The organism is Hominiventricola filiformis, assembly GCF_020686965.1.
GTDB lineage: Bacteria > Bacillota > Clostridia > Lachnospirales > Lachnospiraceae > Hominiventricola > Hominiventricola filiformis.
The window spans coordinates 1-13,981 of sequence record NZ_JAJEPS010000025.1 but is presented as its reverse complement, the minus strand read 5'-3'; the positions used below and the strand labels follow the sequence as shown (position 1 = coordinate 13,981).

Sequence of the window (13,981 nt, the reverse complement as noted above, 5' to 3'; positions counted from 1 at the left end):
TTATAAGCTGCCTTTCGTTGATAATACATCGGTAATACGCGGATCCACTGCTACTGCCGCATCCAGAGCCTTTGCAAAAGCCTTGAACATCGCTTCGCAGATATGATGGCTGTTGGAGCCGGAAAATACTTTAAAATGCAGGTTGATGGCTGCACTGTAGGATACCGCATAGAAAAATTCACTGATCGTCTCCGTATCCAGATCTCCGATCATCGGTGCTGAAAAACTGGCATCCGATACATAATAGGGTCTTCCTGACAGATCTACAGCACACAGTACCAATGCCTCATCCATGGGAAGGATACAACTTCCATAGCGGCGGATGCCTTTTTTATCACCCACTGCTTCACGTATGGCATTTCCCAGCACGATGCCTGTATCTTCTACCGTATGATGACAGTCTACATCAAGATCCCCATCTACGTCTACTGTAAGATCAAAAAGTCCGTGTCTTGCAAATCCATCCAGCATGTGATCAAAAAAACCGATGCCGCTGTGAAGCTCTGCTTTTCCTGTGCCATCCAGCTCCAGTGCAATTTTGATCTTTGTCTCTTTTGTATTGCGTTCAATTTCTGCCCGTCTGCTCAACTTTAGTCCTCCTTCTGCTCAAAGCGGACTGCAATGGAATTTGCATGTGCGGTGAGCTGCTCGGCTTTTGCAAAATATTCAATATCCTTATGTACTTTTTCCAGTGCTTCTCTGGAATAGTAAATGATGCTGGATTTCTTTACAAAGTCATCCACAGATACCGGTGAAAAGAAGCGTGCGGTACCATTCGTCGGTAAGATATGGTTCGGTCCTGCAAAATAATCTCCCAGAGGCTCGCTGCTGTACTCTCCCAGGAATATTGCACCTGCATTCCGCACCTTCATCATGGCCTCAAAGGGGTTCTTTGTTACAATCTCCAGATGCTCAGAAGCAATCATATTGACAGTTTCGATAGCATCATCCAGGGAATCTGCTACCAGAATATATCCATAATTATCAAGGGACTTCTGAATGATCTCTTTTCTGGACAGCACCGCCACAAATCCGTCTACCTCCGCAGACACTTTTTCTGCCAGTTCCATGCTGGTAGTTACTAAAATAGCGCTGGCCATCTCATCGTGCTCTGCCTGAGACAGAAGATCTGCTGCCACATATCTCGGATTAGCAGTTTCATCCGCCAGCACCAGAATCTCACTGGGGCCTGCAATAGAGTCAATACTCACGAATCCGGACACTGCTTTTTTCGCCAGTGCCACAAAAATATTTCCAGGTCCCGTAATCTTATCGACCTTCGGAATGCTTTCCGTTCCAAATGCCATAGCTGCAATCGCCTGAGCACCGCCTACTTTGTAAACTTCATCAGCGCCTGCCTCTTTGGCTGCCACCAGGACGGCCGGATTTACTTTTCCTTCTTTGTTGCAGGGTGTACACATGACCACATGATCCACGCCTGCAATTTTCGCCGGAACAATGTTCATAAGAACAGAAGACGGATACACTGCTTTTCCGCCCGGCACATACACGCCTGCACTGGCCAGAGGCGTTACCTTCTGTCCCAGCATAGTGCCTTCCGGTGTAGTATCAAACCAGCTGTACTGTTTCTGTTTTTCATGATAATCACGGATATTTTTCAGAGATTTCCGGATGGTCTCGGTCAGAGCCGGATCAATGGTATCGTATGCTTCCCGTACTTCCTCTTCCGTTACTTTTACATTTTCTTTGGAAATACCGTCCCAGTCAAACTTTGCAGTCAGTTCAAAGAGCGCTTTGTCTCCTTCGGTCTTTACCCGGTCTACAATCTCCTGCACCGTATCCTGATACTGTCCGTAGTTTCCCGGACTTCTTTTTAACAGGTTCTCCAGCAGGTTCTGTCTGGATTCCTGGCTCAGCTTTACGATTCTCATCTTTTCTGCCTCCTATAAGACTGCTTTCAGGTCGGCAATAATCTTACCGATCCGCTCATTTTCCATCTTCATACTCACCTGATTGACTACCATCCGTGCAGAAAGCGGACACACTTCTTCCAGCACCTTCAGACCATTTTCCCGAAGAGTGGAACCGGTCTCCACGATATCCACGATAACTTCGGAAAGCCCTACGATAGGTGCCAGTTCAATGGAGCCGTTCAATTTAATAATCTCTACTGTCTGGTGTTTCCTGTTGTAAAAATAGTCCTTTGCAATATGTGGATATTTGGTTGCCACACGGATCAACTCCTGATGCTGTAAAAGCTCCCTTGCTGATTCCGGTCCACATACACACATGCGGCATTTTCCATAGCCAAGATCCAGCACTTCATAGAGTCTTCTGCCTTCCTCCAGAATCGTATCTCTACCCACGATACCAATATCTGCTGCACCGTATTCTACGTAAGTGGGTACATCCGGTCCTTTGGCCAGGAAAAATTTCAATTTCAGTTCTTCATTGACAAAGATCAGTTTTCTGGTGTCCGGATCCTTCATCTCCTCACAGGTAATTCCGATTTTTTCAAAGGTCTCCATGGTTTTCTTCGCCAGACGCCCTTTACCCAGGGCAAAAGTCAGATATCTCATAATTTGTTCTCCTCCCCCGGATTACTGTTCCGTACTTAAAAATTCTGCTACCAGATTACCATCTTTATAATAGCAGAGTCTGTTTGTTCCTTTTCTGGATGCATAATCCCGGTAAGTATCCACCGTTCTGTCCTGTGCCATGCAGCACAGTTCCACCGGGCCGCCCTGACTTCTCAGTTCTCCTGCGCAGGCAATGGCCTTTCTGGACTCCTCCGGATAATACAAGAGCAATGTCAGCGGACGATCCACATCAAGCTTAATGTTCTGACGGTTCAGTGCGGTCAGAAGACGGTCTGCCACACAGACAAATCCGATGGCCGGAGCCGGTTTTCCAAAATGATCCATCAACGTATCATAACGGCCGCCCTTGGCAATAGGTTCTCCTGTCCCATAGGTATAGGCCTGGAAAATAATTCCTGTGTAGTACTGATATTTGCTGACCACACCCAGATCAAAGGTAATGTATTTTTCATATCCATAGAAGGTCAGCAGTTCATAGATCCTGCGCAGACGCTGCAGGGATGCCTTTGCTTTCTCGGATATGGCATAGCTCTCTGCCACATCCAGAATCTCCACAGAGCCAAAGAGATCCGGCACTTTCACCAGCGCCTCTTTCAGCTGCTCGGATAATTCTGCCGCATCCAGCAGTTCCCGCACGCCGAACATATTTTTATTGGAAATAAACTCCCGTAATTCCAGTTCCATCTCTTCAGGAAGATCCGCTTCTTTCAGAAGGCTCTTGAAGAAATCTGCATGGCCTACACTTACCTGGAATTCTTTCAGACCGGTCTTCAGAAGAGATTCTACAACCAGTGCCAGCAGCTCCGCATCTGCTTCTGCACTGCCGTCACCGATAAGCTCTGCACCAATCTGAGTGGTCTCTTTCAGACGTCCCTGAAAATCGGAACTGTTGATGAAGGTATTTGCCATATAACAAAGACGAACCGGCATGTCTTCCGGTGCAAAATACTTTGCAACCGCTCTGACGATAGAAGGCGTTACATCCGGCCGAAGAACAAGCGTATTTCCTTCTCTGTCAAAGAATTTATAAAGTTCCCTGGACGGAACGGTTCCAACCTCCCGGCTGAATACATCAAAATATTCAAAGGTCGGTGTCTGAATGTCTTCATAACCATATCCGGTCAGTACCTGGTGAAGAGTTTCCTGTATATACTGTTTGCGTCGGCATTCTCCATTGTAGATGTCTCTTACGCCCTCCGGCGTGTGCAGGATCTGTTTGTACATCGTCGTGCTCCTTGTTCGCTTTATTGTAGTAGAGTGCTAATTCGTTAAAATCAATAACAGTATTATATCATGTCTTATCTGATTGTCAACCTTCGCTTTCTGTTTCCAGATCATAACTTAAAGGTTCCAGATAAGGCACCAGATAGCCCTTATCTGTGTCAAAAAAGTAAACCGGATCCAGTTCTTCCATCCGAAAGCTCTTCCGTCCGCCCTCTTTTGCCCGGTTCCAGAAAATAAGCAGCTGGCGGATATGAAGATAATAAAACTTTTGCTCTGACGTATAGTAAATGATCAAAAATGCTTTTCCGCCCTGCTTTTCAAAATCTTCCATAAATTTCACCTGGTGCTCGTGGACATTCTGCAGCGGAAATGTCTTCACATCACATTCCTTGGCGTCAAAACAGACCGGAATTCCCTGTACAGCTCCGATATAGTCCACCGTACTCTTCTGGTCAAAGTAGGCCAGAGTAATCTGATGGTGCGTCTTGTCGATCTTAATAGGAGTGATAGGGGTTGGTACCTTCTGAATCAGAGCCAGTCCTTTTTCCCTATATTTTTCATTGGTACGGTTAATCATTTCCTCCAGCGTGGAACCTCTTAATCCTCTGGAATTCCATGTACCCATTAGTGCAGATCTCCTTTCGCTTTCATAAGATACTGCTTCATGAGTCCCGCCGGTTCTGCCTCAAAGCTTTTTTCTGACAGATTGTCAAGGGGCTCCGCTAATTCCGGGAATGTCAGTTTCCATGCATGGAGCATCTGATTTTTAATTCCATGTGTCTCCCGGAAAAATGCATTCACTTTTCGGTCTCCATACTTTGGATCTCCGATAATCGGGTGTCCGATGGAGGATAAGTGTGCGCGGATCTGATGAGATTTACCTGTGACAAGCGTCACTTTCAAAAGTGTTGCCTCGCCATCTGTATACAGAGGTTTGTACTCTGTAATAATGTGGGCTGCCCCTTCTGTTTCTTTCTGAAATATCTTCACCTGATTGCTGTTCTCATCTTTCAGAAGATACCCTTCCAGATGCTGACCCTCTGTCATAACTCCTTTTACCAGACAAAGGTAGTATTTATGAAGGCTCCGGTCTTTTAAAAGCGCCGCCATCTGCTGCAGTCCCGCCATGGATTTTCCACAGATCACCATACCGCTGGTATTCCGGTCCAGACGATTGCAGACCGACGGACGGAATGCCTTTGACTCTTCCTGTTTCCATTGTCCGCTCTTTTCCAGATATCCCAGCAGATATTCATTTAAGGACACATCCGAAGGTACCGATTTCTGGCTTAACATGCCTGCCGGTTTATTGATAAAAATGACATTGCTGTCTTCATACACAATGTTCAGTTTTGCCATCGGGAACTTTTCCTTCGGCTGCACCTTTCCAGCAAATTTCTCGTAGGTCTCATCTGAGAGAAACAGCCGGATCTCGTCACCACATTTCAGCTTTTCTGTGCCATCTGCTTTCTTTCCATTGAGTGTAATGTTTTTCTTGCGGAGCATTTTATAAAAAAAGGAGTTGGGAGCCTCCTTCAGATAAGCTCCCAGAAGCTTCACCAGACGCTGTCCCTCCTCCTGTTTATGGACGGTAATTAATTTCATAAGAGTATAACCTTTCCAAAAGTTATAAAGAGATCGACTGAAGAATAAAACTGATCACTTCGTCTCTGGTCATGCCCGGACACCGTTCATCCTCACGGAACGGAACCTCCTCCGGCTCTCCAGAAGCCAGTTCCTTTACACGGGTCAAATATGCTTCTCTATTCTTCATGATCTTTACATTCTGTTTGTAAGAATTCTGTTTAAGGATGGTGGTCAGATGAGTTTCCGCCGCTTTTGCATCGGTCTTCTCTTCGCTGCTGTATCCAAGCACCTCTCTGCCGGAAATAATAATACAGTCCACTACATAGTTTTTATCATAGGTGGTAAACACATTTTCGTAAAGTGCCATGCGATCACCTCTCGCTGCTTCCACTTCCTCATACAGTTTTTTATCCATAGAATGATATCGGCTTGCCATAATGGCGTGTACCACTTCATTACACCCCGGCAGACAACCCACGACGGCAATAACCGTCACCACTTGCAGGCGTGTCTTCATCACTGCCCAGCCAATAAGAAATACAAGAACCGGAATTGCCAGCATCAATGCTGACTTCTTCCATTCCCACATTTTCAGCCTGTCCATGTAGCCATAGGTTCCTTTTTCTAAACGTTTTTTCATCAGCTATTCTTCTTTCTGTGTGTATTACGGATGGTTTTCTTCTTTGGATGGACCGGTTTCTCTCCACTCCGTACCGGTGCTTTTCCGCCCGGCCGTAGCAGACATTTGGGACCAAATCCTATCAGATCTTCTCTTCCTGCTTTTTTCAACGCTTCCTTTACCAGTTCCCGGTTCTTTGGATTCCGGTACTGAATCAATGCGCGCTGCATTTCTTTTTCATGAGGATTATGCGGCACATAGACCGGCTTCATGGTCCGGGGATCCAGTCCTGTATAATACATACAGGTGGAAATGGTGGATGGCGTCGGATAAAAATCCTGCACCTGCTCCGGCATATAACCAAGGTCACGGCAGTATTCTGCCAGTTCCACAGCCTCTTTCATGGTACTTCCCGGATGGGAAGACATCAGATATGGAACCAGATACTGCTTCAGACCCAGCTTTTCATTCATTTTCTTATAACGGCGGCAAAATTCCTCATAGACTGCCGCCTTCGGTTTTCCAAGGCAGGAAAGTACGGCATCCGATACATGCTCCGGTGCCACTTTCAACTGGCCGCTCACATGATACCGGCACAGTTCCTCCATAAACTGATCATTCTTATCTGCCAGTACATAATCAAATCGAATACCGGAACGGATAAAGACCTTCTTCACCTTTGGAAGTGCCCGCAGTTTTCTTAATAATGCGATATAATCCCGATGATCCGCCCGCAGATTCCGGCAAGGCTCCGGGAACAGACACTGTTTGTTGGGGCAGACTCCCTTGGTCATCTGTTTTTCACAGGCCGGGAACCGGAAATTGGCGGTTGGTCCGCCCACATCATGAATATATCCCTTAAAATCTTTCTCCTCCGTCATGAGCTTTGCCTCTTCGATCAGAGACTCATGGCTTCTGGACTGGATAATTCTGCCCTGATGGAAGGTCAGCGCACAAAAAGAACAGCCGCCAAAGCAGCCGCGGCAGCTGACCAGACTGAATTTCACCTCAGAAAATGCCGGGATACCGCCTGCAGCATCGTACATGGGATGCCAGGTTCTCATATAAGGCAGACTGTAGACTTCGTCCATTTCTTCCTGACTTAATGGCTCTGCTGCCGGATTCTGTACCACAAAACAATTGTCCGAATATGGTTCTACCAGCCGTTTCCCGGAAAATGGATCTGTATTACAATACTGCGTATAGAAGCTTTCCGCATATTTTTTCTTATCATTACGTACTTCATCATAAGACGGAAGCATGGTATAATCGCTGATTTCTTCCAGTGAGCGCACTTTGCAGACCGTTCCCGGAATATACGTAATCTCCCGAATGGGAAGTCCCGCATCCAGTGCATCCGCAATGGCAATGATGGAGTGCTCTCCCATTCCATAGGAAATCAGATCTGCACCGCTTTCCATCAAAATGGATCTGCGCATGGAGTCTGACCAGTAATCATAATGAGCCAGTCTTCGAAGAGAGGCCTCGATTCCTCCGGCAATGACCGGTACATGCTTGTATTTCTGCCGAATCAAATTACAGTATACAATGACTGCCCGGTCCGGGCGTTTTCCCATCTCACCGCCGGGTGTGTAGGCATCGGTCTTCCGGTGCTTTTTCGCCACCGTATAATGATTGACCATGGAATCCATGTTCCCGGCACTGACTAAAAATCCAAGCCGTGGCTCGCCAAGTGCCATAATGCTCTCCGCCTTCCGGTAATCCGGCTGTGCAATGATGCCTACCGTATAGCCTCTTGCTTCCAATAGACGGCTGATAATAGCCGGGCCAAAGGACGGATGATCCACATAAGCGTCTCCGATCACATAGACAAAGTCCAGCTGGTCAATGTTCTGTTTTTTCATGTCTTCTCTGCTCACCGGCAGGAACCCATGTTTCATATTATTATCCTTTCATGCTGCTTAAGAAATACCAAGCAGCTCTCTTTCTTTCTCATTTAATGGACGATAGTCACCTGGAGCAAGTGTCTCATCCAGTGCAACCGCTCCCATGGACAGACGTTTTAAGTAGATTACTTTACAGCCTACCACTTCAAACATCCGTTTTACCTGATGAAATCTTCCTTCATGGATCGTAATCCGGATTTCACTGGTCTCAGGTTCCGATGCCAGAATCTCCAACATCGCCGGTAACGTCTTCTTCTCATCACCGATATCCAGTCCCTCACGGAATCGCTCTATATGAGCTTCCGTTACGCTGCCGGCGATTTTTGCATAATAGGTCTTGTCTACATGCTTCCGCGGGGATAATAATCGATGTGCCAGATCTCCGTCATCTGTGAGCAGTAGAAATCCTTCCGTATCTTTATCAAGCCGTCCCACCGGAAAAATACCATCACGTCGGTCTTCCGATTTTAAAAGATCAAGCACCGTTTTCTCCCGCTTATCTTCCGTGGCAGACACCACTCCTGCCGGTTTGTGAAGCATATAATAGACATACTTCTCATAGGAAGCTGTTTTTCCCTGACAGGTTATCTGATCTTTGTGCTCGTCGATCTTCTGCTCCGGCTTCTTCGCCGCCACACCATTCACCGTCACCTGTCCTTTTTTCAGCATTTCTTTGACCTGGCTGCGGGTACCGAATCCTGTCTCACACAGGAATTTATCCAGACGCATCATGCGTTCATCCTCCATCCGGAGAAATATTTATTCCGAAGAGTTCCGCGGATCAGTTTGCCCCAGCCCAGCGGATATCCATCCACACAGACCAGCTGCCATCCCGCATCGCGGGTACTCTCGCCATCCTCGATTTCGATGGTCTCGCCTTTCAGATAACGAAGAATCCGTACATCCACTGCCGGAAGATCAATCACAGATGCATATTCCTGCTTCTTTAGTACCATGGCAAAGGCCTGGCTCGGTTCAAATCGTTTCTTCAGAAGTTCTCCCATATAGAGACCGGAACGCAGGAACCGGAGTCCCTTACATCCTTTCAAGCCCTCCGGCATAAGAAATACCTTCGTGTCTTTTACCTGAATCTGTGTTTTTTCAAGGGGCATAGAGACATCCTTTAAGAAATCCTCCAACTCTGCCGGAAGTTTTGCAGACTTTGCCGCACCTTCCATGGCATTGGGTGTCCGTTCCCCATCTTTCGTGAGCAAAGCCAGAAAATGTCCTTCCCCGTCAATCTTATGCGGAAACAGACGCACGCAATGCTCCAGCGGAAATTTACTGCCTACCAGTTCCGGTTTACCCGGGCAGAATCCTTCACACCATGGAATCTCTTCCAGATGAAATTCCGGATGATTGGAAAGAAAATAATCCATACTTCCTTCATTTTCCAATTTTGAAAACGTACAGGTGGAATACAGCATCGTGCCGCCCGGCTTTAGAAGATTCGCTGCCTGATCCAGAATCTCCCGCTGCATTTTGGAAAATACTTCCGGACCCTGACGCTCCCATGCTGGAATCATATGTGCCTGCTTACGGAACATCCCCTCTCCGGAACAGGGTGCATCAATAAGGATTTTATCAAAATATTCATGAAAATACCGGTCAAGCTTATCTCCCATCTCACTGGTCACCAGAATATTGGGAAGACCAAATACTTCCAGATTCTTCAGGAGTGCCTTTGTACGGGATGCGCTGGCATCATTAGCCACCAAAAGTCCCGTATGATTAAGCTTTGCTCCCAGCTCTGTTGCCTTTCCGCCAGGTGCTGCACAAAGATCCAACACCCGCTCTCCTTCTTCTATCGGAAGTACGCTGGCAGGCGTCATGGCACTTGGCTCCTGAATATAATAAAGACCTGCATAATAATAAGGATGCTTTGTCGGTGCATCCTCTTCTGTATAATAATAACCGTTTGGTGTCCAAGGAACTCTGCGAAGACTCTTAAACGGATTGATCCGCTCAAATTCCTCCACGGAAATCTTGGATGTGTTCACTCTCAATCCCGTAAATTTCGGTTTTTCGTAGCTTTCCAGATACTCGTCCAGTTCCGGTCCTAAGATTTCACTCATATTTTCAATAAATGACTGGGGAAGATTCATTCCTGCTGCCTCATTCTTTCTGAATAGATATCTATATTTACACTTTTCCGTCCATCTTGATACTGTCTGTCGGAAACTATCATAATATTATATTGGATTTTTCCATGAAAAGCAATACAGAGTCGACTACGCTGGCAACCGACCCTGTAAATTTATTAGTACACTGCTGATCAAATCGCAAATAGTACTGTTTCTAGACTTTCTGACCTCACAAACTATGTTTGTTTGGGCGTATGAAATATTAACTTGCGTTTCTACCCAAATACCCTACTTCTCAGTCTGAATTTTTACTGATTTTGTGCTGTTTTCAGCTTTATTCAACACTCATTGGACATATTAGGCATATACCTCTCCAATACACCCATTTAATGCACCTCTTTTGGATTTTTTATAGGTCTCTCGGTGTATCTGCCCATTTGCAGTGCACAACCTGCAAATATCCTGGAATTTCTTAGAAATGCAACAGTATTGTGGGTGTTATAGTTTATTGCTGCACTATATGCCAAAAAATGTTCTATTCGTAACTTATAGCCGCTCCATTTCACAGCCTCATACGAGGCTGACCGAGATGACACTTGGTAGACAGGTTGACATTGCAGTTCTTCAATTCACAGCCTCATACGAGGCTGACCGACTATCGTTTAGGTGTTGATTGTCGTATTACTCTTTCAATTCACAGCCTCATACGAGGCTGACCACTGCAGCTCCTAATAATGTGCCACTAAAAAGACCTTTCAATTCACAGCCTCATACGAGGCTAACCACGTGTCCATCAAAAAAGGCAAAAATATTGAATCTTTCAATTCACAGCCTCATACGAGGCTGACCTTGCCTGCATCACCGTCTATCTGATACAGCAAAGCCTTTCAATTCACAGCCTCATACGAGGCTGACCAGGAGTTGCAGTGACAGGAGGAACGTATCCGGAACTTTCAATTCACAGCCTCATACGGGGCTGACCAATTTTTTCAAAGTTACTTTTTACTTTTCCTGTATCCTTTCAATTCACAGCCTCATACGAGGCTGACCGTACTGTCCGGGAAGACGTTCTACAATGCCGATGCCTTTCAATTCACAGCCTCATACGAGGCTGACCACTCTTGCTCATATACAATCTGCTCTTTTATTGATCTTTCAATTCACAGCCTCATACGAGGCTAACCCTGCCCCCCCCGAAGCCGAAACGCCCTTCAATCTTTCAATTCACAGCCTCATACGAGGCTGACCAACGGGAATTATGACCTTTGACGGGAACAAGTTCCTTTCAATTCACAGCCTCATACGAGGCTGACCGTGGATGTTGGATAACGTTCATTCCGCATTGGATCTTTCAATTCACAGCCTCATACGAGGCTGACCGTACAGTGGAAAAGTCGGAAGAAATTCAAGGTGCTTTCAATTCACAGCCTCATACGAGGCTGACCGTTCTGATGCTTTTTCTGCTTCTTCAGATAATGTCTTTCAATTCACAGCCTCATACGAGGCTGACCAATTTTTTCAAAGTTACTTTTTACTTTTCCTGTATCCTTTCAATTCACAGCCTCATACGAGGCTGACCTTGCATCGTCGTAACAATATAGTTCTTTTCGCCATCTTTCAATTCACAGCCTCATACGAGGCTGACCATTTTACACTTTATGTATTACAATATACTTATACTTTCAATTCACAGCCTCATACGAGGCTGACCCTTCTTTAATCATTTGTGTTCTCCTTCACTGGTCTTTCAATTCACAGCCTCATACGAGGCTGACCTCTAGCAAGAAGAGACACAGCAAAGCCCACGATCTTTCAATTCACAGCCTCATACGAGGCTGACCTAATCGAAACAATAGCAAGAACCATATCCTTAACCTTTCAATTCACAGCCTCATACGAGGCTGACCAACGTCACCAGCCTTAACATCATCACCCGGATACCTTTCAATTCACAGCCTCATACGAGGCTGACCATAACACCTCAGAGAAAAAGAAGTCGGGCACGTGTCTTTCAATTCACAGCCTCATACGAGGCTGACCCGGCTGGTTTAAGTTCCGGGGGGATTGAGTATGTTTCTTTCAATTCACAGCCTCATACGAGGCTGACCTAATTTGCTTATCTCGTTGTTGCATATTCCGTCTCTTTCAATTCACAGCCTCATACGAGGCTGACCCAGCAACCTGCGTATAACCACTCTGCGGACTATCTTTCAATTCACAGCCTCATACGAGGCTGACCGAGTATTGGTGTCGAGACTCTTACTTTTGTTCTTCTTTCAATTCACAGCCTCATACGAGGCTGACCGCTTTCACAGGCGCAGAAAAAGACACCACACCAACCTTTCAATTCACAGCCTCATACGAGGCTGACCCCAAGCATAGCTAATAAATAAGTCTTAAGATATCTTTCAATTCACAGCCTCATACGAGGCTGACCGCCGACATTTTGACATTGCGGAAAAACGTATAAGTCTTTCAATTCACAGCCTCATACGAGGCTGACCTATAACCTCTAGCACCATGCTCAATATCGGAAAACTTTCAATTCACAGCCTCATACGAGGCTGACCACTACGACAATAATTAATAACACCAAGAGGAGTTCTTTCAATTCACAGCCTCATACGAGGCTGACCATCGTCATAGACCTTCTCACAGGGAGGGCAATACCTTTCAATTCACAGCCTCATACGAGGCTGACCGTTATGATGTGAACTAGGAACATGAATATTTTTGTCTTTCAATTCACAGCCTCATACGAGGCTGACCAGCAAAAATTCATAGTTTTCTATTTCCTTTTGCCATACTTTTTAACAGATCCTTTAAATCTACCTCTTTACCTGAAATTGTCATTCCTGAAGTGTATCTAATTAGAACGATCTGTCTATTTTTTCTGGTGCGAATGCCGTCATATTTTATGATCACATCAGATCTGCACTAGAAAATCAATGTTTCTTTTACATCAAACCCTGGTTTTGCGCCAATATGTTCCACTTTACTTTTATATTTGTCACCAAGATTATAAAAACGCAGGCTGTCTTTTTCTTTATCTATAAGATCTTCCAGAATTGCTTTAACCTGGCGATATTTGGCTACATCCATCTGGCACTCAAATACAGAGTTCTGCACACGCTGTCCATAATTAATACATTGTTTTGCCACTTTCCGCAATCTTGTCCTACCGGCTGCCGTTTCTGTATTTACGTCATACGTTATTAAGATAAGCATTCTGACACCTACTTCCAGAAAAATGGCGGATATTCATCGAGATCTCCACGGATGCAGCGCGCCAGCAGCATTGCCTGTGCATGAGGAATCATGCCCCATTCCAGTTTTTCATTCAGAAATGGATGCCTGATCATTTCCTGTTTCCGCTCTTGCCATGCGCTTAAAAATACTTTCCGGCCTGCATCATTCAGAAGAACTGCGCCATCCTCTTTTTCTATAAAATGTGTTTCTTTCATTACACGTTTATTAATCATAGTCAGGACAAATCGATCCGCCATCACTCCGCGAAGTTCTTCCATCAGATCAAGCGCAAGCGAGATGCGTCCAGGCCTGTCCGCATGGTAAAAACCAACATAAGGATCCAGTCCCACGCCTTCCAGTGCGGAGCCACACATCCCCGCAAGCAGACTGTATGCAAAGGACAGCATCGCATTTACCCTGTCAAGAGGCGGTCTTTTATTTCTCCCATGAAAATAGAAACTGTCTTTCTGCTGTAAGATGAGTTCATCAAATACAGAAAAATATACAGACGCAGCCTCTCCTTCCAGTCCCAGTAGAATAGAACTGTCCTCACAGCTTCTGATGTTTTCAAGACTCTGGTATAAAAAATGTGACTTTTCTTTCAGGCGTTCCGTATCTACTCTCATCGGATAATCCCGGATTGCTCTCTCTAGAATCCATCTGGAATTGTATATGATGTTGTATAAATAAAGTTGACACCTTATTCTCAAGGAATTCATGTATAATAAAAGAGAATAAGGAGGAACTCTC

11 protein-coding genes, 1 pseudogene and 1 CRISPR repeat array are annotated in these 13,981 nt (G+C 45.5%); all 12 genes and pseudogenes read right to left on the bottom strand.

Annotated features, from left to right (window positions below; genetic code table 11):
* A complete protein-coding gene (gene hisB / locus LKD36_RS15765) occupies nucleotides 1-588 on the bottom strand; it encodes an imidazoleglycerol-phosphate dehydratase HisB (RefSeq protein WP_118769586.1) in 588 nt (195 codons plus the stop codon).
* Nucleotides 589-590: 2 nt separating this feature from the next.
* Nucleotides 591-1,892, bottom strand: coding sequence for a histidinol dehydrogenase (hisD, locus tag LKD36_RS15760; protein ID WP_308460196.1), 1,302 nt, complete (start codon nucleotides 1,890-1,892; stop codon nucleotides 591-593).
* Nucleotides 1,893-1,904: 12 nt separating this feature from the next.
* Nucleotides 1,905-2,540: an ATP phosphoribosyltransferase gene (gene hisG / locus LKD36_RS15755; protein WP_118769584.1), complete on the bottom strand. Its 636-nt coding sequence runs from the start codon at nucleotides 2,538-2,540 to the stop codon at nucleotides 1,905-1,907.
* Between the two features lie 21 nt (nucleotides 2,541-2,561).
* Nucleotides 2,562-3,785 carry an ATP phosphoribosyltransferase regulatory subunit gene (gene hisZ / locus LKD36_RS15750; protein WP_308460195.1) on the bottom strand — a complete coding sequence of 408 codons (1,224 nt, stop codon included), beginning with the start codon at nucleotides 3,783-3,785 and terminating at the stop codon, nucleotides 2,562-2,564.
* A gap of 85 nt (nucleotides 3,786-3,870) precedes the next feature.
* Nucleotides 3,871-4,410 (bottom strand): Holliday junction resolvase RecU, encoded by a 540-nt coding sequence (locus LKD36_RS15745; protein ID WP_118769582.1) that lies wholly within the window; start codon nucleotides 4,408-4,410, stop codon nucleotides 3,871-3,873.
* Nucleotides 4,410-5,390 carry an RluA family pseudouridine synthase gene (locus LKD36_RS15740; protein ID WP_308460194.1) on the bottom strand — a complete coding sequence of 327 codons (981 nt, stop codon included), beginning with the start codon at nucleotides 5,388-5,390 and terminating at the stop codon, nucleotides 4,410-4,412. Before LKD36_RS15740 ends, LKD36_RS15745 begins: the two co-directional genes overlap by 1 nt.
* A gap of 22 nt (nucleotides 5,391-5,412) precedes the next feature.
* Entirely contained in the window at nucleotides 5,413-6,012 is a 600-nt protein-coding gene (locus LKD36_RS15735; RefSeq protein WP_308460193.1) for a hypothetical protein, read from the bottom strand.
* Complete coding sequence (locus LKD36_RS15730) at nucleotides 6,012-7,892, bottom strand: YgiQ family radical SAM protein (RefSeq protein WP_308460192.1); 1,881 nt, start codon at nucleotides 7,890-7,892, stop codon at nucleotides 6,012-6,014. Before LKD36_RS15730 ends, LKD36_RS15735 begins: the two co-directional genes overlap by 1 nt.
* 21 nt (nucleotides 7,893-7,913) lie before the next feature.
* Entirely contained in the window at nucleotides 7,914-8,630 is a 717-nt protein-coding gene (locus LKD36_RS15725; protein WP_308460191.1) for a pseudouridine synthase, read from the bottom strand.
* On the bottom strand, nucleotides 8,627-10,003 hold the full coding sequence (locus tag LKD36_RS15720) for an RsmB/NOP family class I SAM-dependent RNA methyltransferase (RefSeq protein WP_308460190.1): 1,377 nt from the start codon (nucleotides 10,001-10,003) through the stop codon (nucleotides 8,627-8,629). Before LKD36_RS15720 ends, LKD36_RS15725 begins: the two co-directional genes overlap by 4 nt.
* 533 nt (nucleotides 10,004-10,536) lie before the next feature.
* Nucleotides 10,537-12,751: direct repeats of the CRISPR family, unit length 32 nt; unit sequence CTTTCAATTCACAGCCTCATACGAGGCTGACC.
* A gap of 168 nt (nucleotides 12,752-12,919) precedes the next feature.
* Nucleotides 12,920-13,210, bottom strand: a complete 291-nt coding sequence (gene cas2 / locus LKD36_RS15715; RefSeq protein ID WP_308460189.1) for a CRISPR-associated endonuclease Cas2 — start codon at nucleotides 13,208-13,210, stop codon at nucleotides 12,920-12,922.
* 8 nt (nucleotides 13,211-13,218) lie between these two features.
* A pseudogene (gene cas1, locus LKD36_RS15710) lies at nucleotides 13,219-13,905 on the bottom strand (CRISPR-associated endonuclease Cas1); the annotation flags it as partial.
* Between the last annotated feature and the right edge of the window lie 76 nt (nucleotides 13,906-13,981).